Annotated in this window: 21 protein-coding genes and 2 pseudogenes; 12 read left to right on the top strand and 11 right to left on the bottom strand. The window is 50.1% G+C overall.

Annotation, left to right across the window (positions count from 1 at the left end; all coding sequences use genetic code 11):
• Positions 1–18: 18 nt before the first annotated feature.
• Complete coding sequence (locus tag VJY99_RS13830; RefSeq protein WP_324119427.1) at positions 19–438, top strand: F0F1 ATP synthase subunit epsilon; 420 nt, start codon at positions 19–21, stop codon at positions 436–438.
• A gap of 66 nt (positions 439–504) precedes the next feature.
• On the opposite strand, the pseudogene VJY99_RS13835 reads toward VJY99_RS13830, so the two are convergent.
• Positions 505–963, bottom strand: a pseudogene (locus VJY99_RS13835) (right-handed parallel beta-helix repeat-containing protein); the annotation flags it as partial.
• A 443-nt stretch (positions 964–1406) separates the two neighbouring features.
• Between VJY99_RS13835 and glmU the strand changes: the two are divergent.
• From glmU to phoU, 8 genes and pseudogenes are all read left to right on the top strand, one after another.
• Positions 1407–2774 (top strand): bifunctional UDP-N-acetylglucosamine diphosphorylase/glucosamine-1-phosphate N-acetyltransferase GlmU, encoded by a 1368-nt coding sequence (glmU, locus tag VJY99_RS13840; protein WP_324119429.1) that lies wholly within the window; start codon positions 1407–1409, stop codon positions 2772–2774.
• A gap of 192 nt (positions 2775–2966) precedes the next feature.
• On the top strand, positions 2967–4796 hold the full coding sequence (glmS, locus tag VJY99_RS13845) for a glutamine--fructose-6-phosphate transaminase (isomerizing) (RefSeq protein WP_324119432.1): 1830 nt from the start codon (positions 2967–2969) through the stop codon (positions 4794–4796).
• A gap of 99 nt (positions 4797–4895) precedes the next feature.
• Positions 4896–5618, top strand: a pseudogene (rluF, locus tag VJY99_RS13850) (23S rRNA pseudouridine(2604) synthase RluF); the annotation flags it as partial.
• A gap of 143 nt (positions 5619–5761) precedes the next feature.
• Positions 5762–6802, top strand: coding sequence for a phosphate ABC transporter substrate-binding protein PstS (gene pstS, locus VJY99_RS13855; protein WP_324119434.1), 1041 nt, complete (start codon positions 5762–5764; stop codon positions 6800–6802).
• Between the two features lie 183 nt (positions 6803–6985).
• Positions 6986–7948 (top strand): phosphate ABC transporter permease PstC, encoded by a 963-nt coding sequence (pstC, locus tag VJY99_RS13860; protein WP_324119436.1) that lies wholly within the window; start codon positions 6986–6988, stop codon positions 7946–7948.
• On the top strand, positions 7945–8835 hold the full coding sequence (gene pstA / locus VJY99_RS13865) for a phosphate ABC transporter permease PstA (RefSeq protein ID WP_324119438.1): 891 nt from the start codon (positions 7945–7947) through the stop codon (positions 8833–8835). Before pstC ends, pstA begins: the two co-directional genes overlap by 4 nt.
• 47 nt (positions 8836–8882) lie before the next feature.
• On the top strand, positions 8883–9656 hold the full coding sequence (gene pstB, locus VJY99_RS13870) for a phosphate ABC transporter ATP-binding protein PstB (protein WP_324119440.1): 774 nt from the start codon (positions 8883–8885) through the stop codon (positions 9654–9656).
• Positions 9657–9669: 13 nt separating this feature from the next.
• Positions 9670–10395, top strand: a complete 726-nt coding sequence (gene phoU, locus VJY99_RS13875) for a phosphate signaling complex protein PhoU (RefSeq protein ID WP_324119442.1) — start codon at positions 9670–9672, stop codon at positions 10393–10395.
• A 123-nt stretch (positions 10396–10518) separates the two neighbouring features.
• On the opposite strand, the gene yieH is transcribed toward phoU, so the two are convergent.
• A complete protein-coding gene (gene yieH, locus VJY99_RS13880; RefSeq protein ID WP_324119444.1) occupies positions 10519–11184 on the bottom strand; it encodes a 6-phosphogluconate phosphatase in 666 nt (221 codons plus the stop codon).
• Positions 11185–11489: 305 nt separating this feature from the next.
• On the opposite strand from yieH, the gene VJY99_RS13885 reads away from it, so the two are divergent.
• Entirely contained in the window at positions 11490–12827 is a 1338-nt protein-coding gene (locus VJY99_RS13885; RefSeq protein ID WP_324119445.1) for an NCS2 family permease, read from the top strand.
• A 99-nt stretch (positions 12828–12926) separates the two neighbouring features.
• On the opposite strand, the gene VJY99_RS13890 is transcribed toward VJY99_RS13885, so the two are convergent.
• On the bottom strand, positions 12927–13265 hold the full coding sequence (locus VJY99_RS13890; RefSeq protein ID WP_324119446.1) for a RamA family antibiotic efflux transcriptional regulator: 339 nt from the start codon (positions 13263–13265) through the stop codon (positions 12927–12929).
• A 21-nt stretch (positions 13266–13286) separates the two neighbouring features.
• Positions 13287–14402, bottom strand: coding sequence for an MBL fold metallo-hydrolase (locus VJY99_RS13895; protein ID WP_324119448.1), 1116 nt, complete (start codon positions 14400–14402; stop codon positions 13287–13289).
• Between the two features lie 188 nt (positions 14403–14590).
• On the opposite strand from VJY99_RS13895, the gene VJY99_RS13900 reads away from it, so the two are divergent.
• The gene (locus VJY99_RS13900; protein ID WP_324119450.1) at positions 14591–15163 is read left to right on the top strand and encodes a TetR/AcrR family transcriptional regulator; all 573 of its coding nucleotides are present in this window, start codon (positions 14591–14593) and stop codon (positions 15161–15163) included.
• Here the strand turns inward: VJY99_RS13900 and VJY99_RS13905 are convergent.
• The 7 genes from VJY99_RS13905 to rpmH all read right to left on the bottom strand — a co-directional run bounded on the left by VJY99_RS13905 (position 15160) and on the right by rpmH (position 20680).
• Entirely contained in the window at positions 15160–15726 is a 567-nt protein-coding gene (locus VJY99_RS13905) for an NADPH-dependent FMN reductase (RefSeq protein ID WP_324119452.1), read from the bottom strand. The genes VJY99_RS13900 and VJY99_RS13905 overlap by 4 nt on opposite strands.
• A 34-nt stretch (positions 15727–15760) precedes the next feature.
• The gene (locus tag VJY99_RS13910; protein WP_324119454.1) at positions 15761–16489 is read right to left on the bottom strand and encodes a hypothetical protein; all 729 of its coding nucleotides are present in this window, start codon (positions 16487–16489) and stop codon (positions 15761–15763) included.
• Between the two features lie 219 nt (positions 16490–16708).
• A complete protein-coding gene (mnmE, locus tag VJY99_RS13915; RefSeq protein WP_324119456.1) occupies positions 16709–18073 on the bottom strand; it encodes a tRNA uridine-5-carboxymethylaminomethyl(34) synthesis GTPase MnmE in 1365 nt (454 codons plus the stop codon).
• A gap of 222 nt (positions 18074–18295) precedes the next feature.
• Positions 18296–19942, bottom strand: a complete 1647-nt coding sequence (gene yidC, locus VJY99_RS13920; protein WP_324119458.1) for a membrane protein insertase YidC — start codon at positions 19940–19942, stop codon at positions 18296–18298.
• 2 nt (positions 19943–19944) lie between these two features.
• Complete coding sequence (gene yidD, locus VJY99_RS13925) at positions 19945–20202, bottom strand: membrane protein insertion efficiency factor YidD (RefSeq protein ID WP_008926397.1); 258 nt, start codon at positions 20200–20202, stop codon at positions 19945–19947.
• Complete coding sequence (rnpA, locus tag VJY99_RS13930; protein WP_008926396.1) at positions 20166–20525, bottom strand: ribonuclease P protein component; 360 nt, start codon at positions 20523–20525, stop codon at positions 20166–20168. Before rnpA ends, yidD begins: the two co-directional genes overlap by 37 nt.
• 14 nt (positions 20526–20539) lie before the next feature.
• On the bottom strand, positions 20540–20680 hold the full coding sequence (gene rpmH, locus VJY99_RS13935; protein ID WP_003849659.1) for a 50S ribosomal protein L34: 141 nt from the start codon (positions 20678–20680) through the stop codon (positions 20540–20542).
• A gap of 597 nt (positions 20681–21277) precedes the next feature.
• Here rpmH and VJY99_RS13940 point away from each other — a divergent pair.
• Positions 21278–21445, top strand: a 168-nt coding sequence (locus VJY99_RS13940; protein WP_324119472.1) for a DnaA N-terminal domain-containing protein, incomplete at its 3' end; no start/stop codon positions are given.

The raw sequence follows: 21445 nt of genomic DNA on the forward strand, positions 1-21445 counted from the left end.
CCTTAATCGGAGGGTGACATGGCAATGACTTACCACCTGGACGTCGTCAGCGCGGAGCAACAAATGTTCTCCGGTCTGGTCGAAAAGATCCAGGTAACGGGTATTGAAGGCGAGCTGGGTATTTATCCTGGCCACGCTCCACTACTCACCGCCATTAAGCCTGGTATGATCCGCATCGTGAAGCAGCATGGACAAGAAGAGTATATCTACTTGTCAGGTGGTGTTTTGGAAGTGCAGCCTGGCACAGTAACTGTGCTGTCCGATACCGCGATTCGTGGCGAAGATCTCGACGAAGCTCGAGCTCTTGAAGCGAAACGTAAAGCGGAAGAGCGTATGCACAGTTCCCACGGTGATGTGGACTACGCTCAGGCTTCTGCTGAACTGGCTAAAGCGATCGCGAAACTTCGCGTTATCGAGTTGACCAGAAAAGCGATGTAACTACCTGCTTGAAAAGACAAATGCCAGCCAGGCTTCCCTGACTGGCATTTTTTTCGCCTTAACCTTTTACTGTTTTGTCAGAAAATCACCAGTTTGGAATGAGCCATCTGCATTACGCTGCAAAGGCATTGGCAACTTCAAAGATTGAAAATCGTTAACGCTCAGTTGGTTCCCTACGCTGTTCTCTGTTCTGCCATCACGAATGAAATAGTTACTGTTATCTACATGCCCTGAAATCGCGTCATCATATTTCCCTTCGTGACTTCGCAATGAAATGTTATCGGCAAAACCATCGAGATGGTTACCAACCGCCACGCTGTTATGAATTTCATGCGCAACGGGCTGCCCTTCCCCACCCAATTTGAAACCGTTGCTGGTATTGTTTCGTGCAATTGAATTCTCGATCACCACAATGCCATTCGCACCGTCTTCAATTTTGTTAAACAAATCGTAACCATCATCGATATTGTCATGGGCATAGCATCCTTCGAGGCGATTACCGTTGCCGACACGCATTTTTACCGCCACGGCTCTCGATGGTTATCGGTTTAGAAAGGTCGGCAACATCGGCCGTTGCCAGTTTTTTGCCATTGATCGTGGCATTATTAACACCGACTTTTTCGGGTAATACGTTGGATGAAAAGTTAACGTCTGTTGATTGCCCAAATGCAATCGCATGCCAGACCGGGGGTTGCTGTGCGGTGGCATTTAGAGAAAACGAGATCTACCAGATATCTGGGGAAGGCTTTGTTTGCCGGTGAAAAGAAGTGTTAATCCCTAGAGAAATATGGCTTTTATTATTTCAAATGTACATTTTCAGCCCTTATACACCTACAATTGTGCTCATGAGCAACCCAAAAGTGCAGTTGACGTCCGTTTTTTAGTCATCACGTTTTGTGTCGCAAAATATGTAGAATTTTCAACGAGAAATCGTTTTACTTCACTCTCAAATTAAAGTCAGGACGCGTATGTCAAACAATGCGATGAGCGTGGTTATCCTAGCCGCAGGCAAAGGGACCCGCATGTATTCAGACCTGCCAAAGGTATTACATACTCTTGCCGGGAAACCGATGGTTCAGCATGTTATTGATGCAGCGAACAATTTAGGCGCACAGCGTGTACATCTGGTTTACGGTCACGGCGGTGATTTGCTGAAAAACACGCTTAGCGATGGCTCACTAAACTGGGTTTTACAGGCTGAGCAATTAGGCACCGGCCACGCGATGCAGCAAGCGGCACCTTTCTTTGCTGATGACGAAGACATCCTGATGCTTTACGGCGACGTACCACTCATTTCCGTTGAGTCCTTGCAGCGCCTGCGTGACGCCAAACCGCAGGGTGGCATTGGTCTGCTAACGGTAAAACTGGACGATCCAACCGGTTATGGCCGCATTGCTCGCGAAAATGGCATAGTGGTCGGCATTGTCGAGCACAAAGATGCCACTGAAGAACAACGCAAAATCGACGAAATTAATACCGGTATTCTGGTAGCCAATGGCGCGGACCTGAAACGTTGGTTAGCTAAGCTCGATAACAACAATGCTCAGGGTGAGTTCTACATCACGGATATTATCGCGCTGGCGCATCAGGAAGGCCGTGAAGTCACCGCTGTTCATCCTGACCGTTTAAGCGAAGTTGAAGGTGTGAACAACCGTCTGCAGCTGTCCCGCCTGGAACGCGTCTACCAAAGTGAGCAGGCAGATAAACTGCTGCTGGCAGGCGTCATGTTGCGCGATCCGGCTCGTTTCGACCTGCGTGGTGAACTGACGCATGGGCGTGATGTAGAAATTGATACTAATGTCATTATTGAAGGAAAAGTGACATTAGGTCATCGCGTCAAAATTGGTACTGGCTGCGTGATTAAAAACAGCGTGATTGGTGATGACTGCGAAATCAGCCCGTATTCCGTTGTTGAAGATGCAAATCTTGCAGCCGCTTGCACCATCGGCCCATTCGCCCGTTTGCGTCCAGGTGCTGAACTGGCAGAAGGCGCGCACGTTGGCAACTTCGTAGAAATGAAAAAAGCCCGTCTGGGTAAAGGTTCCAAAGCAGGCCACCTGAGCTACCTGGGCGACGCCGAAATCGGCGACAACGTGAACATCGGTGCGGGCACCATTACCTGCAACTACGACGGTGCGAACAAATTTAAAACTATCATCGGCGATGACGTGTTTGTTGGTTCCGACAGCCAACTGGTTGCTCCTGTGACCGTGGCTCGTGGTGCAACTATTGGCGCGGGCACGACAGTCACGCGCAACGTTGGCGAAAATGAACTGGTTATTAGTCGTGTTAAGCAGACTCATATCCAGAACTGGAAGCGTCCGGTGAAGAAATAATATTCTTTTCACCTTCTCCCGATGGGAGAAGATTGGGGTGAAGGTTGTTCTCGAAAATGACCCGCCCCGCAGCACTACCAAAACTATAACCCCACTCTCTACAAGGCTCGGGGCCCCGGAATCGAAAGATAACGGACATAATCAGGTCAGCGACAACACATGGCATAATGCCATTATCAGGAATCTAAACTTATGTGTGGAATTGTTGGCGCGGTCGCGCAACGTGATATCGCTGAAATCCTTCTCGAAGGATTACGTCGTCTGGAATACCGTGGTTATGACTCTGCGGGCTTGGCTGTGGTTGACGAAAAAGGTCACATGACCCGTCTGCGTCGCCTGGGCAAGGTCCATAAACTGGCAGAAGCAGCAGCTGAAACTGCGCTGCATGGTGGCACCGGTATTGCTCACACTCGCTGGGCGACTCACGGCGAACCTTCAGAAACCAACGCTCACCCGCATGTTTCCGAGCATATTGTTGTGGTTCACAACGGTATTATCGAAAACTATGAACCGCTGCGTGAAACACTGCAGGGTCGCGGTTACACCTTTGTTTCACAGACCGACACCGAAGTTATCGCCCACTTAGTTCACTGGGAACTGGAGCAAGGCGGTACTCTGCGTGAAGCGGTGCTGCGTACTATTCCTCAACTGCGTGGAGCTTATGGCACGGTTATCATGGATACCCGTGATCCAGAGGTTCTGTTAGCCGCACGCTCAGGTAGCCCGATGGTTATCGGTTTGGGCATGGGTGAAAACTTTATTGCATCTGACCAACTGGCACTGCTGCCAGTGACGCGTCGTTTCATCTTCCTTGAGGAAGGCGATATTGCGGAAGTGACTCGTCGTTCCGTCACCGTATTTGATACCAAAGGTGAGCAGGTTACACGCCCTGATATCGAATCCAACCTGCAATATGACGCTGGCGACAAAGGTATTTATCGCCACTATATGCAGAAAGAAATCTACGAACAGCCGAATGCGATTAAAAATACGCTGGTTGGCCGTATCAACCACGGCGCTGTTGATCTCTCTGAGCTCGGCCCGAAAGCTAACGAAATGCTGTCTCAGGTTGAGCACATTCAAATTGTGGCCTGTGGGACTTCCTACAACTCAGGTATGGTTTCACGGTATTGGTTTGAATCTCTGGCGGGCGTACCTTGTGACGTCGAAATCGCCTCTGAATTCCGCTACCGCAAATCAGCGGTTCGCCGTAACAGCCTGATGATCACTCTGTCACAGTCTGGTGAAACGGCAGATACCCTCGCAGCACTGCGTTTATCCAAAGAGTTGGGCTACCTGGGTTCTCTGGCAATCTGTAACGTTCCGGGTTCTTCTCTGGTGCGTGAATCCGATTTGGCGCTGATGACCAACGCAGGCACTGAAATCGGCGTGGCATCCACCAAAGCCTTTACCACTCAGCTTACCGTTCTGCTGATGCTGGTGGCGAAACTGAGCCGTCTGAAAGGTGCCGATGCTCAGATTGAGCAAGATATTGTTCATGGTTTGCAGGCGTTGCCAAGCCGCATCGAGCAAATGTTGTCTCAGGACAAACGCATTGAAGCGCTGGCTGAAGACTTCTCCGACAAGCATCACGCACTGTTCTTAGGCCGTGGCGATCAGTATCCGATCGCAATGGAAGGTGCACTGAAGCTGAAAGAGATTTCCTACATCCACGCAGAAGCGTATGCGGCAGGTGAGCTGAAACACGGCCCACTGGCGCTTATTGATGCGGACATGCCGGTTATTGTTGTCGCACCCAATAACGAATTGCTGGAAAAACTGAAGTCGAATATCGAAGAAGTTCGTGCTCGTGGCGGCCATCTGTACGTATTCGCCGACAGGGATGCCGGATTTACCAGCAGCGACAACATGCACATCATTGAGATGCCGCATGTAGAAGAAGTCATCGCACCTATCTTCTACACCGTGCCGTTGCAGTTACTGTCTTATCACGTCGCGTTGATTAAAGGCACTGACGTTGACCAGCCACGCAACCTTGCGAAATCTGTCACTGTAGAATAACGCGCTGCGTTATCTCTTGAAGCCTTTAAAAGCGCCTCTTGTGGGCGCTTTTTTACTTATGTGTGTATAGTTCGCCCTTTTACTGAGACATAGCGCAGAATGCTGACCGGTTCATCCATCCGAATTAATAAATACATCAGCGATAGCGGCATCTGCTCACGCCGTGAGGCCGATCGTTATGTCAAACAGGGCGAAGTTTTTATTAACGACAAGCAGGTCAGTTTTGGCGCTCAGGTTTTTGCCGGAGACGTGGTGAAAGTGAATGACCAGCTCATTGAGCCGCGTGATGAAAAAGGCCTGGTGTTGATGGTTTTGAATAAGCCTGTTGGCATCATTACCACGATGGAAAAGAGCGAACGGGATAATATCAGCGTTCTCATTCATAGCGACAAACGTGTCTCCCCGATAGGGCGCCTGGATAAAGATTCGCAGGGTCTCATTTTACTGACCAATCACGGTGATGTGGTGAATAAAATTCTGCGCGCGGGTAACAATCACGAAAAAGAGTATGTGGTCACCGTCAATAAGCCGATAACCGACGAGTTTATTACGGGCTTATGCTTGGGTGTACCCATGCTTGGAACGGTAACCAAACACTGCACAGTGACGAAAGAATCGGACCTGGTATTTCGGATTATTTTAGTTCAAGGGCTGAATCGCCAGATTCGCCGGATGTGTAAATATTTCAGCTACGAAGTGACCCGCCTTGAACGGGTCCGCATCATGAATATCCATCTGGAAGGCTTGCCGTTAGGGGAATCGCGCTACCTGAGTCGCGATGAACAGAACGAGCTAATGAAACGAATTGAACACTCAGAATCCTAAGTATGACAGTGAGAAATATGCCCCAAAGTGGCCTGTCATAAAACTGTCATATTTAATACATTTAACTGTCACCAAACTGTCCTATTTTCTATCCTGCAACCACTAAACAACGATTTATGTTCACCTCTGCAGGAGACATTATGAAAGTTATGCGTACCACTGTCGCAACTGTTGTTGCCGCGACCTTATCCCTGAGTGCTTTCGGCGCATATGCTGCTGCAAGCCTGACTGGCGCTGGTGCAACCTTCCCTGCGCCGGTGTATGCCAAATGGGCAGATACCTACAATAAATCAACTGGTAACAAAGTTAACTACCAGGGTATCGGCTCCTCCGGTGGCGTTAAACAAATCATTGCTAACACCGTGGACTTCGGCGCGTCTGATGCCCCACTGGCTGATGACAAACTGCAACAAGAAGGGCTGTTCCAGTTCCCGACTGTTATCGGCGGTGTTGTTCTGGCAGTTAACCTGCCTGGCGTGAAATCCGGTGAGCTGGTGCTCGACGGTAAAACTCTGGGTGACATCTACCTGGGCAAAATTAAAAAATGGGATGACGAAGCTATCGCTAAACTCAACCCAGGCATGAAACTTCCACAGCAGAACATCGCTGTTGTACGTCGCGCTGACGGTTCAGGGACTTCTTTCGTTTTCACCAACTACCTGGCGAAAGTGAACGAAGAGTGGAAAACTAAAGTCGGTGCAGGTTCAACGGTAAACTGGCCAACGGGTCTGGGCGGCAAAGGTAATGACGGTATTGCAGCCTTTGTACAACGTCTGCCGGGTTCAATTGGTTATGTTGAATATGCTTACGCTAAACAGAACAGCCTGGCTTACACCAAACTGATTTCTGCTGATGGCAAACCTGTAGCGCCTTCTGAAGAAAACTTTGCCAATGCGGCGAAGGGTGCTGACTGGAGTAAATCGTTCGCTCAGGATCTGACTAACCAGAAAGGTGACGGTGCGTGGCCAATCACGTCTACCACCTTCATTCTGGTTCACAAAGAGCAGAAGAACCCAGAGCAAGGCGCTGAAGTGCTGAAGTTCTTCGACTGGGCTTACAAAGACGGTGCAAAACAGGCGAGTGACCTGGATTACGCCGCCCTGCCAGATTCTGTGGTTGAGCAGGTTCGCGCTGCATGGAAAACCAACGTAAAAGACAGCTCTGGTAAGGCGCTGTACTAACTTACTTGTCATACTTCGAGTGACAGGTGCGTTGATTGCTCCCACTCCCCTCAGTCACATAGTTAATCTATGTTCCTGGGGTGAGTGAGTTTGTCACCTTGCGGGAACTCGAATTATTTAGAGTAAGTACTGGAATAAAATGATATTTGTTCCGGTTTAACCCAACACAACAAAGAGTAAGCTATGGCGGTAAGTAAGCCGACGTTCAAGTCCCCTGGTAAGCAAGGTGATGTCATTTTCAGTGCGCTAGTTAAGCTGGCTGCGCTGATTGTGCTATTCCTGCTGGGCGGCATCATCATCTCCCTGATCATCTCCTCCTGGCCGAGTATCCAGAAGTTTGGTTTCTCGTTCCTGTGGACCAAAGAGTGGGATGCTCCTAACGATATTTACGGTGCATTGGTTCCGATTTACGGCACGCTGGTGACTTCGTTTATCGCTTTGTTGATTGCTGTGCCTGTGAGTTTTGGTATTGCGCTGTTCCTGACGGAACTGGCACCAAACTGGTTGCGCCGTCCTTTAGGGATTGCCATTGAGCTGCTGGCCGCTATCCCCAGTATCGTATACGGCATGTGGGGGCTGTTTATCTTTGCTCCGCTATTTGCGACTTACTTCCAGGAACCGGTCGGTAATGTGCTTTCTGCTGTACCGATTGTTGGCGAACTGTTCTCAGGCCCAGCATTCGGTATCGGTATTCTCGCCGCAGGCGTCATCCTGGCCATCATGATCATTCCTTACATTGCTGCGGTTATGCGCGATGTATTTGAACAAACCCCTGTGATGATGAAAGAGTCGGCCTACGGTATTGGCTGCACCACATGGGAAGTTATCTGGCGCATTGTTTTACCGTTCACCAAAAATGGGGTGATTGGCGGTGTAATGTTGGGTCTGGGCCGTGCTCTGGGTGAAACCATGGCAGTCACCTTTATCATCGGTAACACCTACCAACTCGACACGGCTTCGTTGTATATGCCGGGCAACAGTATTACCTCTGCCCTGGCGAATGAATTTGCTGAAGCCGAATCAGGTCTGCACACCGCAGCGCTGATGGAGTTGGGGCTGATTCTGTTTGTGATCACCTTTATCGTACTGGCAATCTCAAAGTTCATGATTATGCGTCTTGCGAAGAATGAAGGAGCACGCTCATGACAACCATGGAAATGCAAAGTCGCACTGCACTGGCTGAATCTCGCCGCAAAATGCAGGCACGCCGTCGGTTTAAAAACCGTATCGCGCTGACACTTTCAATGGGAACCATGGTATTCGGCCTGTTCTGGCTGGTGTGGATTCTGTTCTCGACTTTTACACGTGGGATCGACGGTATGTCGATTGCGCTGTTCACAGAAATGACGCCTCCGCCAAATACTGCTGGTGGCGGGCTTGCGAACGCCCTTGCAGGGAGCGGCCTGTTAATTCTGTGGGCGACCGTTTTCGGTACACCGTTGGGCATCATGGCGGGGATTTATCTGGCGGAGTATGGCCGTAAATCGTGGCTGGCAGAAGTGATTCGTTTTATTAACGACATTCTGCTTTCAGCACCGTCAATCGTGGTGGGTTTGTTCGTTTACACCATCGTGGTCGCGAAGATGGAGCACTTCTCTGGCTGGGCTGGGGTGATTGCACTGGCACTGTTGCAGGTCCCCATCGTCATTCGTACCACAGAAAACATGCTGAAACTGGTGCCAGACAGCCTGCGCGAAGCGGCTTACGCTTTGGGTACGCCAAAGTGGAAAATGATATCTGCAATTACGCTTAAAGCTTCTGTTTCCGGGATTATTACCGGGGTGTTGCTGGCGATTGCTCGTATCGCGGGTGAAACGGCCCCTCTGCTGTTTACGTCGCTCTCCAACCAGTTCTGGAGCACCGACATGATGCAGCCAGTGGCTAACCTGCCGGTGACGATTTTCAAATTTGCCATGAGCCCGTTTGCCGAATGGCAACAGTTAGCCTGGGCTGGCGTTCTGATTATTACTCTGTGCGTGTTACTGCTCAATATTATGGCGCGCGTGATTTTTTCTAAGAGTAAACACGGTTAAATTTTGCGGCGCGGCAACGGCGGCGCCGGATGGAGATTAAGAAACAGATGAGTATGGTCGATACAGCCTCTGGCATCATTCAGGTTCGCGATTTGAACTTCTTTTACGGCAAATTCCATGCCCTGAAAGACATCAATCTGGATATCGCTAAAAACCAGGTTACCGCATTCATTGGCCCGTCAGGTTGTGGTAAATCCACCCTGCTGCGTACATTCAACAAAATGTACTCACTCTACCCGGAGCAGCGTGCTGAAGGCGAAATCTTGCTGGATGGGGAAAATATCCTCACCCAAAGCCAGGACATCGCCCTGCTGCGCGCCAAAGTAGGTATGGTGTTCCAGAAGCCGACGCCGTTCCCAATGTCGATTTACGACAACATCGCGTTCGGTGTGCGTCTTTTTGAAAAGCTGTCTCGCAGCGATATGGATGAGCGCGTGCAATGGGCTTTGACCAAAGCCGCATTGTGGAACGAAACCAAAGATAAATTACACCAGAGTGGATACAGCCTCTCCGGTGGTCAGCAGCAGCGTCTGTGCATTGCGCGTGGTATTGCGATTCGCCCGGAAGTGTTGCTGCTTGATGAGCCGTGCTCAGCACTGGATCCAATCTCTACCGGTCGTATCGAAGAGTTGATCACTGAGCTGAAACAAGATTACACCGTGGTAATTGTTACCCACAACATGCAGCAGGCGGCTCGTTGTTCAGATCACACCGCGTTTATGTACCTGGGTGAGTTGATCGAGTTTAGCGAAACCGACACGCTATTTACCACGCCTGCAAAAAAACAAACCGAAGATTACATTACTGGCCGCTACGGTTGATTTGGAGAACAAAATGGATAGCCTCAATCTCAACAAACACATTTCCGGCCAGTTTAACGCCGAGCTGGAATATATCCGCACCCAGGTGATGACGATGGGTGGGCTGGTGGAGCAACAACTTTCTGATGCGATAACCGCCATGCACAACCAGGATGGCGAGTTGGCGAAGCGCGTCATCGAAGGTGACCATAAAGTCAATATGATGGAAGTCGCTATTGATGAAGCCTGCGTGCGTATCATCGCTAAGCGTCAGCCAACCGCCAGCGACCTGCGCCTGGTGATGGCTATCATCAAAACGATTTCTGAGCTGGAACGTATCGGTGATGTGGCGGATAAAATCTGTCGCACTGCGCTGGAGAAATTCTCGCAACAGCATCAACCGCTACTGGTGAGCCTCGAGTCTTTAGGCCGTCACACCGTGCAGATGCTGCATGACGTGCTGGACGCGTTTGCGCGTATGGATCTCGATGAAGCCGTGCGTATCTATCGTGAAGATAAGAAAGTTGACCAGGAATACGAAGGCATCGTACGCCAGTTGATGACTTATATGATGGAAGACTCACGCACCATTCCAAGTGTGCTGACCGCGCTGTTCTGTGCGCGTTCTATCGAGCGTATCGGTGACCGCTGCCAGAATATCTGTGAGTTTATTTTCTACTTCGTCAAAGGACAGGACTTCCGTCATGTCGGTGGCGATGAGCTGGATAAGTTGCTGGCGGGTAAAGATCCGAAAGAGTGATCATACTCGTCATACTTCAAGTTGCAGGGGTGTTGGCTGCACCTCGAATTATTTAGAGTATATATTCCCTCACTCTGACTCGAACCATTCCCTCTCCTGGGGGAGAGGGTTAGGGTGAGGCATTTAACCCGTAATATTCCAACCCCGTGCACGCCATAACTCTGGCAACTGCGCTAAATCGGTAAAGGTCGTCACTTTCGGATGCTCAATCGGCGGGTTATGCGGATCGGCGCAAAAATAGAAAACTTCCATTCCTGCGGCTATACCTGATTGCGCACCAGCCATCGAATCATCCACCAGCACGCAGTTTTTCACATCCACGCTCAACGCATCGGCGGCATGGAACATGATTGCTGGATCGGGTTTCCATAGCTGAATATCGTAGCCGCTAAACAGTTTGTCCGGGAAATGGCCGAGCATGCCAGTTTTACCCAGCGAATGATGCATTTTGCTGACCGGGCCGTTGGAGACAATACACATTGGCACCTTGATTTGCGCCACTAATGCTGCGGCACCTTCAATCTCCACCAGCTCGCTATCAAACAGTCGCGAAACTTCTGCGCGATAAATGGGTTCCAGCTCCTCTTTTGACAGATTCATTCCATATTGGGCATTAATGGTGTCGATAATCTCGTAGAGCTTTATGCCCTTAAAGGTTTTATGAACTTCCTCAAGCGCAAGTTCAATGCCGTATTGCGCAAACATATGCACGTAGGCTTTGGAGCAAATCACCTCACTATCAACCAGTGTGCCATCGCAGTCGAAGAACACAGCATCTATCCGGGACATACCGCTTCCTTATGTCTACCCATCGCCCTTTAATATGCAGGGTTGTTGGCTGCTCTCATTCACCCGAACCACTGACTTGAGTCAGTTCATCGGGATTCATTCGATTGCCGCCTACCTGCATCTTGAAGTCGCTCGGGTATAAGATTAAATATCTACTTTACCCAATTTGCAGAGTTTTTGCGGCACGCAATCGTTGCCGTATAAGAAAATTCAATGAAAAAAAATTAACATGGGTCATTATGTTTAGGTGTTTTTGGTATAGGATAGCGACGAATTTCCCCTCTCAATGTTCGGAATTAAGACTAATGAGCCAACCACAATCTACTCCGGCTGCAAATCCGGGGCTGCTCGAGCGTGTGTTTAAACTGCGCGAACACGGCACCACGGCACGCACTGAAGTGATCGCCGGTTTTACGACCTTCCTGACGATGGTGTACATCGTTTTCGTGAATCCGCAGATCCTTGGTGTCGCGGGTATGGACACTCAAGCCGTTTTTGTCACCACCTGTTTGATTGCCGCATTAGGTAGCATCCTGATGGGTATTTTCGCCAACCTGCCCGTTGCTCTGGCGCCAGCGATGGGCCTGAATGCGTTCTTCGCTTTTGTGGTTGTTGGCGCGATGGGCATTTCCTGGCAAGTCGGTATGGGTGCCATTTTCTGGGGTGCCACGGGTCTGCTGCTGTTGACTATTTTCCGCGTGCGTTATTGGATGATTGCCAATATCCCAATGAGCCTGCGTGTGGGTATCACCAGCGGTATTGGTCTGTTCATCGGCATGATGGGCCTGAAAAACGCCGGGATTATCGTTGCGAACAAAGACACGCTGGTGACCATCGGTAACCTGACTTCGCACAGCGTACTGTTGGGCGCGCTCGGCTTCTTTATCATCGCCATTCTGGCTTCGCGTAACATTCACGCTGCAGTGCTGGTTTCCATTGTGGTCACTACGCTGCTGGGCTGGATGTTGGGTGATGTGCAATATCACGGTATTGTTTCTGCGCCACCAAGCGTACTTTCTGTTGTGGGCCAGGTGGATTTAGCCGGTTCACTGAACATTGGACTGGCTGGGGTCATCTTCTCCTTTATGCTGGTTAACCTGTTTGATTCCTCCGGTACACTGATTGGCGTAACAGACAAAGCCGGTCTAACCGATGAAAAAGGTAAATTCCCTCGCATGAAGCAGGCGCTGTATGTTGATAGCGTATCTTCTGTTGCGGGTGCGTTTATCGGGACTTCTTCTGTTACCGCGTATATCGAAAGTTCTGCTGGCGTGTCTGTAGGCGGGCGTACTGGCTTGACTGCGGTGATCGTTGGTTTGCTGTTCCTGTTGGTTATCTTCCTGTCCCCGCTGGCCGGTATGGTTCCGGCATATGCAGCAGCAGGCGCTTTGATTTACGTTGGCGTGTTAATGACATCCAGTCTTTCCCGCGTGAATTGGGATGACCTGACAGAAGCGGTTCCTGCGTTCATTACTGCGGTGATGATGCCATTTACCTTCTCAATCACCGAAGGTATTGCGTTGGGCTTCATCTCTTACTGTGTGATGAAACTCGGCACGGGCCGCTGGCGTGAAATCAGTCCATGTGTGGTTGTTGTGGCGTTGCTGTTCATTCTGAAAATTGTGTTTATCGACGCACACTAATACCCGTCATACTTCAAGTTGCAGGTACGTTGGCTGAAGCCTTTTGTCCTGCAACTCGAATTATTTTGGGTATAAAGATGTTTAAAATATAGCCAGTCATTATGGCTGGCTATGATTTTCCCTTCGATACCGACCCGGTGGCTGATGAAACGTTCGCGTGAATATGCGCGTAAACGTCTGCTGTGAATCAAAGCCGTACTTCAGACTAATATCGTAAACCTTGTTATCGGTATCGCGTAAATCACGCGCCGCCAACAGTAGTTTGCGGTCGCGAATGTATTTCCCGAGACTCTCGCCTTTGTAATGCATAAACAAACGCTGCAAGTGCCACTTCGAATAACCCGCGTGATCGGCAATATCATCAATACGTAATGGTTGATGCAAATTGTCGTCAATCCATTGAACAATGGTGTCGATAACTTGAGCTGAAATTGTCATTCATCCCCCTGCGCGATTCGCTTACATGGCATTGGCAGCTTCCCACCAGGCGCTAAATTGTTGTGCGTTGTCGTTCACCCAAACAGGTTCGCCCTGCTTTGGTGTTAAAAGACGGAAGCTTTTGCCTTTACTGAATTCAGCCAGGCTTTTGTACGGCGCATCCCAAGTGTGTTTTGCCAGCACAAAGCGACCCGCATGGCCTGGTAACACAGCGCGAGCATTAAGCTCTTCAGCTGCGATCGCGGTTTCTTTCGGCATCATGTGGATGTTGCTCCAGTCCTCGTCATACTGGCCGTTTTCCATAATGGCGAGGTCTACTGAACCAAACTGTTCCCCAATAGCTTTAAAATGCGGTCCATAGCCGGTATCCCCGCTGTAATAGACTTTGTGCGCGTCGGTCACGAACATAAAACTCGCCCATAATGTCTGATTGCTCTTCAGACTGCGGCCAGAGAAATGACGCGCGGGTAAAACATGCACGGTCAGCTCATTTGAAACTTTTACCGTCTGGTTCCAGTCTTTTTCATGAATAATGTCGCTATTTATGCCCCAGTAACGCAGATGCGATCCGACTCCGAGCGGAGTGATCACCTGGCGAATTTTAGGTTTCAGCGCTTTGATGGTGGCAAAATCCAGATGATCGTAATGGTCGTGGGAAATAATCAGCAGATCGATTTCGGGCATCGACGCCGCCGTCCATGGGTAATCCCCAGGGAAAGCCTTATTCAGAAATGAAAAGGGTGCTGCGTAATTGCTGAATACTGGATCAATCAGAATGCGCTTACCTGCCAGTTGCAGGTACCACGACGAGTGGCCGAGCCAGACCATGGTATCTTGCTCCAGCGGTATGCTGGCCAGATCGGTTTTAACTAACGGTAATGGCTGCTGCGGGCGTGAATTTTCCCGCTTAGTGGTTAAAAACTCCCACCACGCCGCAATTTTACTTTTCTGCCCAGTATAACCCTGTGTCGGAACTTGGTTGCGAAATTGCCCATCTACAAAGTTTGCAGAACGTTCAACTAAACTGAGTTCTTCTCCCTGTGGAGCCTGACCAAATCCGGCATTCAGGACGAAAGGTAAACTGACTGCAGTTGCTATCAACATAATGAGTACCGCACATAAGGAGAGACGTTTCATTTCCTGGCCTGCATGTTCGAACCATCCGCTGGTACGATGCTAATAAACTTGATAATGAGTGAGTAAGCACTCATTATAGATAGGAAGTGATTAGCGTCAAGATACTTTTCAAACTCCGACATTGAGCGTTGCAGTGGCGTAGTCGGCGTGATTCAATTTGGTTTTCTGAATGTATAGGGTAAAACGTTGTGGCTCGTCCGAAGAGTGAAGATAAAATATTAGCGTTACTGGAAGCGGCGACAACGGCTATTGGCCTGTCGGGGACCGCAGCATCGACTGCGCAGATTGCCCGTGGTGCTGGTGTGGCAGAAGGTACGCTGTTTCGCTATTTTGCCACTAAGGACGATCTGCTCAACGAGCTCTATCTCCATCTGAAGAAAGATTTGTGCCAGGCGATGCAGGCCAATCTCGACAGAACTTTAAAAGATCCGAAAGAATATACCCGTTATGTCTGGAACAGTTACATCGACTGGGCCATCTGCAACCCTGAGGCACATCGGGCAATTCGTCAGTTGTCTGTGAGCGATAAGATAGGCGATGACACGAAGCAAAAAGTGGCGGAGTTATTCCCGGAATTACACGAAATCTGTTCGCAATCGATTTTGAAAGCTTTTCAGTGCAGCCCGTACCGCGCATTTAGCGATGCAATTTTTTCTTCACTGGCAGAAACCACAATGGAGTTCGCCAGCCGCGAACCAGAACGTGCTGGCGATTTTAAGGCGCTAGGCTTTGAAACTATGTGGCGCGCTTTAGCTAACTAGCTTTTAACGCGCTGAATATAATCGCCAAACGCGGTGAGCTGCCCGGTCAGGTGATCGAGCGTGCTTTGATCAACCACTTCGCCCGTTTGCGCATCCACTTTGTTCTGAATCACGCCACCCATAAACTCAGGCTTGTTCATTACCATCGCATCAAGGAACACCAGAATCTGGCGTAGATGGTACTGACAGCGTGCGCCGCCAATTGCGCCCATTGAACTGGTCTGAATCAGCACAGGTTTCCCCGCCAGCGGTTGTTCTGGCAAACGAGACAGCCAGTCGATAGCGTTCTTCAGGCCACCAGGTACCGAGTAGTTATATTCTGGTGTGACAATCACGACGCCATCTGCGGCGCGAATTTGTTCTGCAATCGCTTCAACGGAGGACGGGAATCCTTCTTCTTGCTGTATATCGGCGTCATATAGCGGTATGTCTTTAATCGACGGTAACGCGTCAACGCTCATCCCCACAGGGGCGATTCTTGGCAGAGTGCGGGCGACCATAGCGTTGAAAGAGCCATGGCGAAGGCTACCTAATAACGTGACTATCTTTAACGTGTCGGACATGGATACCTCTTTTTGTCTGGACGTTCATGAAAAATCAGTTCTGATGTAACACTTTTTCTGACGACATGCTGGTTAAGCGAATGATGCTGCCATTGTGAGAGCGATAGCGAGATTTTACATCCCACAAGCGATGCCAATTTTGCGGGCTTTCGAACTCCCACAAACTGAGCTTTTCAATTGCAGGCGACACTACACAACCCCAGATTAACAGACCTTCCACATCACTGATCGCTTCAATTTCTGACTGACAATTAACACGAATACGCCCAGCACCAGGCAGAAGCTGCAAACTATCTTCGCGACTGGTTAATTTAAACGCACTTTGGTGCAACGTGCGCAGTTGAGCTCGCGCCTCACCTGGGTTTTTTTGATTGTTTATCCAGATTGACTCATTGCTGCGAAACGTTGAACACGATGCGACGGACGGGAGATGACCGAAAGACTGATTAATTTCGATATCCAGCCCGCAGCAGCCCTCGGTCGTGACCAGTACACCGACTTTATTCCCGGCATAGGCAATGCTGAAATCCATGAGTGAAGGGTCGGCAAAGTGTGGGCGTCCGGCATCGGTGGTGACAATTTTCGGCAGTTGTTGAATGCCATAAAGCATATGAAGTAATTCAGCGAGCAAGCTACGTGAGGCTAAAAATCGTGAACGCCGATGTTCTGGCATTTGACGAGCGTGGGCCAGGCATTCTTCATCCAGCCGGCTCGAAAAAGGGGATTTTGGATTGATCGTCCATCTTGCGAAATGCGTTGCCATTCGTCTCTCCTTGATAATAGGCAATCTTCTTATCATTCGATTGTAGGTTTTTTACCAACGAAACGCACGGAGATGAACGTGTAAACAAGATTAAATTTTCATCAAATGATAAACCCTATGAATATTTTGATTTTAATCAGACGATGCGGCAAAAAAAATCCCGCAACAGCAGGCGTGTTGCGGGATGAGTAAGAAGTGAGCGTGCGCTTACTTTTTAGATTACTTACCAATACAGAAGCTGGAGAAGATGCGTCCTAGCAAATCATCAGAGGTAAATTCCCCGGTGATTTCACTCAGGCTTTGCTGAGACAGTCGCAGTTCTTCGGCCAGTAATTCTCCGGCCCATGCGCCCAGCAGTTGCGCTTTCCCTTGTTGCAGATGGGTTGCTGCCTGTTCCAGCGCTTGCAGGTGGCGACGACGCGCCAGGAACCCGCCTTCCATATTGGTTTCAAAGCCCATGCTTTGTTTTAGATGATCGCGCAGCACATCTACGCCTTCACTGGTACGTGCAGAGAGACGCACAAGTGAGTGACCATTCACATCGCTCAGACCCAGCGTTTCACCTGTGACATCAGCTTTGTTACGTACCACGGTAATCGGCAAACGAGTCGGTAAGCGTGCAATAAAGTCAGGCCAAATTTCGGCGGGGTCGGTGGCGTCGGTCGTTGTCCCGTCAACCATGAACAACACGCGGTCAGCCTGTTCAATCTCGTTCCAGGCACGTTCGATACCGATACGCTCAACTTCGTCGCTCGCTTCACGTAAACCCGCAGTATCGATAATATGCAGTGGCATACCGTCGATGTGAATATGTTCGCGCAGTACGTCGCGGGTGGTGCCAGCAATATCCGTCACAATCGCCGCTTCCCGGCCAGCCAGAGCGTTAAGCAGGCTCGATTTCCCGGCATTTGGGCGCCCGGCAATCACCACTTTCATCCCTTCGCGCAACAGGCTTCCCTGACGCGCTTCAGCACGTACCGCATCCAGATCGCCAATCACCTGGTTGAGCTGAGCTTCAATTTTACCATCCGACAGAAAGTCGATTTCTTCATCCGGAAAATCAATCGCCGCTTCCACGTAAATGCGCAGATGAGTCAGCGCTTCAACCAAATGGTTAATGCGGGCAGAGAAAGCACCCTGCAAAGAATTTAACGCTGAACGTGCTGCTTGTTCGGAACTGGCATCAATCAGATCGGCGATGGCTTCAGCCTGTGCCAGGTCGAGCTTATCATTCAAAAACGCACGCTCGGAGAACTCACCAGGCCTTGCAATACGCAGGCCTGAGAGCGCCAGGATGCGCTTTAACAGTAAATCCAGGATAACCGGGCCACCGTGACCTTGCAGTTCCAGCACATCCTCACCGGTGAAGGAATTAGGGCCAGGGAACCACAGCGCGATGCCTTGATCCAGAACGGTGCCGTCCGCATCACGGAATGGCAGATAATCGGCGTAACGTGGTTTGGGTAATTTGCCCAGAATGGCTTGCGCCACTTCACGTGCCTGAAGGCCTGAGACGCGCAGGATACCGACCCCACCACGTCCCGGCGGTGTCGCCTGGGCAACGATTGTCTCGTTATGGCTCATTACTGTCCCTTCGTGATTGATTGGTGGATGACGCTTCGCTTATCCACCCGACGAAATAAAAAAGGCGGTCAATTGACCGCCTTGTCTTGTTTCTATCGTTACTCGAAATAATTTACGTTGCAGGAAGACGGCAAGTTTGAGAATCCCCAGAAGCTTACATTAGTAAGTGACTGGGGTGAGCAAACGAAGCCAACGCACCTGCAGCGTGAAGAATGAAGAGTATCAGGTCTTTTTCTTATCGCGGCTGTGTAAGCCACGTTTCTCAAGACCGCGATAAATCAGCTGCTGCTGGATGATGGTCACTGTGTTACTGACGATATAGTACAGTACCAGGCCTGACGGGAACCACAGGAAGAACACCGTGAAGATGACCGGCATAAAGGTCATGATCTTCTGCTGCATCGGGTCGGTCACGGTGGTAGGCGACATCTTCTGAATGAAGAACATCGTCAAGCCCATCAGGATCGGCAGGATGTAGTACGGGTCTTGTGCAGACAAGTCATGGATCCACAGTGCGAATGGCGCATGGCGCAATTCCACAGAACCCATCAGCATGTAGTACAACGCCAGGAAGATAGGCATCTGGATAACCAGCGGGAGACAACCACCCAGCGGGTTAACTTTTTCAGCTTTATACAGGGCCATCATTTCCTGGCTCTGGCGCTGCTTATCGTCACCAATACGTTCACGCATGGCGGCCAGTTTCGGCTGCAGCATACGCATTTTCGCCATGGAGGTGTACTGCGCTTTAGTCAGCGGGTACATGATGCCACGAACGATAAAGGTGATAACGATAATGGAGAAGCCCCAGTTACCGATGAAGCCGTGCAGGAATTTCAACAGCTTGAACAGCGGCTGAGAAATAAACCACAACCAACCATAATCCACAGTCAGGTCAAGGTGCGGCGCAACGGCTGCCATTTTGTCCTGAATTTCCGGGCCTACCCACAGGGTGCTACCCAGTTGAGCGGTTTGGCCTGGCTGAACCAGTTGTGGTGCGGATTTATAACCAATCGCCGCCACATCATTGCTCAGTTTGGTGGTATAGAAGTTGTTAGTGCCCTGATTACGCGGAACCCAAGCTGTTGCGAAATACTGCTGCAACATCGCAACCCAACCATTGTTGGCGTTAACACTCAGGTTTTCACCGTCAGCGATGGTATCGAATTTATATTTTTCGTATTTCGCATCAGGTGTTGAGTACGCAGCGCCACGGAAGGTATGCAACGCAAAGTTGTTACTTCCAGTATCGCGGTGCGACGGCAAATTGATGGACTGCTTCAACTGACCAAAAGTCGCCAGTTCCAGTGGTTTCTCACCGGTGTTCTTCACGTTGTAATCCACGCTTACCGCAAACTCGCCGCGTTTCAGGGTGAAGGATTTAGTGAAGACGTTGCCCGCCGCATCAGTATAAGTCATTGGAATAATCAGTTCGTTCTGGCCTTCTGGCAGTACGAAGCTGTCGCTTTCAACGTTATACAGTGGACGATCACCGTTAGCCGGGTTATCTGGGCCATCACGACCGGTCAGGCCACTTTGTGCCTGGTAGACAAACTCTGGCGTCGTTTCCAGTAACTGGAACGGCTCATTAGAAGTGAGCTCTTTCGGGTAGGTCAGTAACTGTGCCTGCTCAACATCACCACCACGGGTGTTGATGGAAAGCTCAAGGACGTCAGTTTTAACCGTGATGATTTTTCCCTGGCCACTGGTCGGTACACCCTGGCTTGCGGCGTTACCTGCTGCGGTGGTCGTAGTCTGCGTGGTCTGTTGCACCTGTGGTTTTGGAGCGTGATCCTGCTCCCAGGCTTGCCAGATCATGAAAGACACGAACAACAAAGCGATGAGAAAGAGATTGCGTTGCGAATCCATCGTTAATGTTCTCTGGTATCAAAGGTTTTTGGCGGCACAGGATCGTCACCACCCGGGTTCAAGGGGTGGCATTTTAATACGCGTTTTAATGTCAACCAACTGCCTTTTATCAGGCCGAACCTGCGTAATGCCTCAATTCCGTAATGAGAGCAGGTCGGGTGAAACCGACAGTGTGGTCCCAGTAATGGACTGATACCGCGTTGATAGACGCGTATCAGGACGATCAGGAGCCGCGCGCCAGGCGACAGTGACGACGCCATAATTTCTCCAACGCTTCCGCCAGCATACGGTTATCCAGATCGGCAACCCCCTTCTTCGCGACCACCACGAAGTCCATCGACGGCAGTTCATGTTGACGCAGACGAAAGCTTTCGCGGGTCAATCGCTTGATCCGGTTGCGTTCATGAGCGCGTTTCACATGTTTTTTAGCGACGGTGAGACCGATGCGGGGATGCCCCAGCGCGTTAAGGCGGCCGAGAATAGTAATTTGCGGCGTGCCAGCCCGTTGTGGCTGCTGGAAGACGAAAGTGAAATGAGTGGGAGTTAACAAACGTAACTCCCTGGGAAATGCGAGCTTACCCATCAGGGCTTGCTTTATTACTTAGAAACGGTCAGACGAGAACGGCCTTTAGCACGACGACGTGCCAGAACCTGACGACCATTTTTTGTTGCCATACGAGCACGGAAACCGTGTGAACGGTTGCGCTTCAGTACGGACGGTTGAAAAGTGCGTTTCATGGCGGTTTCTACCTAAACTTGAAAATTTTCACTGGGTGACGCGTTTCGGGCCAGAAAATCGACCTACGCCTCAATGTGTCTTTAATAAAGAGGCGGGATTGTAATAATTGTACAGTCCCGAGTCAATTTACTTCGCGTGTCATAGTGCCTGAAAACCCGCATACAGCCCGCAGAGTCCCGACTTTGCGCCTGATGGCTCATTGTCGGGTGGAGAATTATACGGGCTCCGCACTAAAGCGCAAGGATCGCGCGGGATCTTATTGCGATCGGCTCACCGGATCCTGGGGATAAAATGAGATAACGTCCGAAATTTTCATCTATTGCGTCAGATCTCTGCTGGTTTTTCCCGCAACTGGCGTAAACTTCTTTGCGCGCCTCTGGCCTGTGGATAAAAAGGATCAAAACTGTGTAGAAAGGGGAGATCTCTGCCTCGCTTTGCGCTATGATCCGCCCTTCCGCTGACGATCCTCCGGTGATTGCAGGACGGAAAACCGCTGATAGCGGTCGCAGGCGCTTTCTTAGTGTCTGTGTCAAAAATGAACGTTTCTTAGAGTAACGCCTACTATTCTTTTCGAATTTGTACGAGTGGAGTCCGCCGTGTCACTTACGCTTTGGCAACAGTGTCTTGCCCGTTTGCAGGATGAGCTTCCTGCCACCGAATTCAGCATGTGGATCCGTCCACTCCAGGCTGAGTTAAACGACAATACGCTTGCCTTGTATGCTCCAAATCGCTTCGTACTCGACTGGGTTCGGGACAAATACCTT

This window comes from Buttiauxella sp., from assembly GCF_035271705.1.
Lineage (GTDB): Bacteria > Pseudomonadota > Gammaproteobacteria > Enterobacterales > Enterobacteriaceae > Buttiauxella.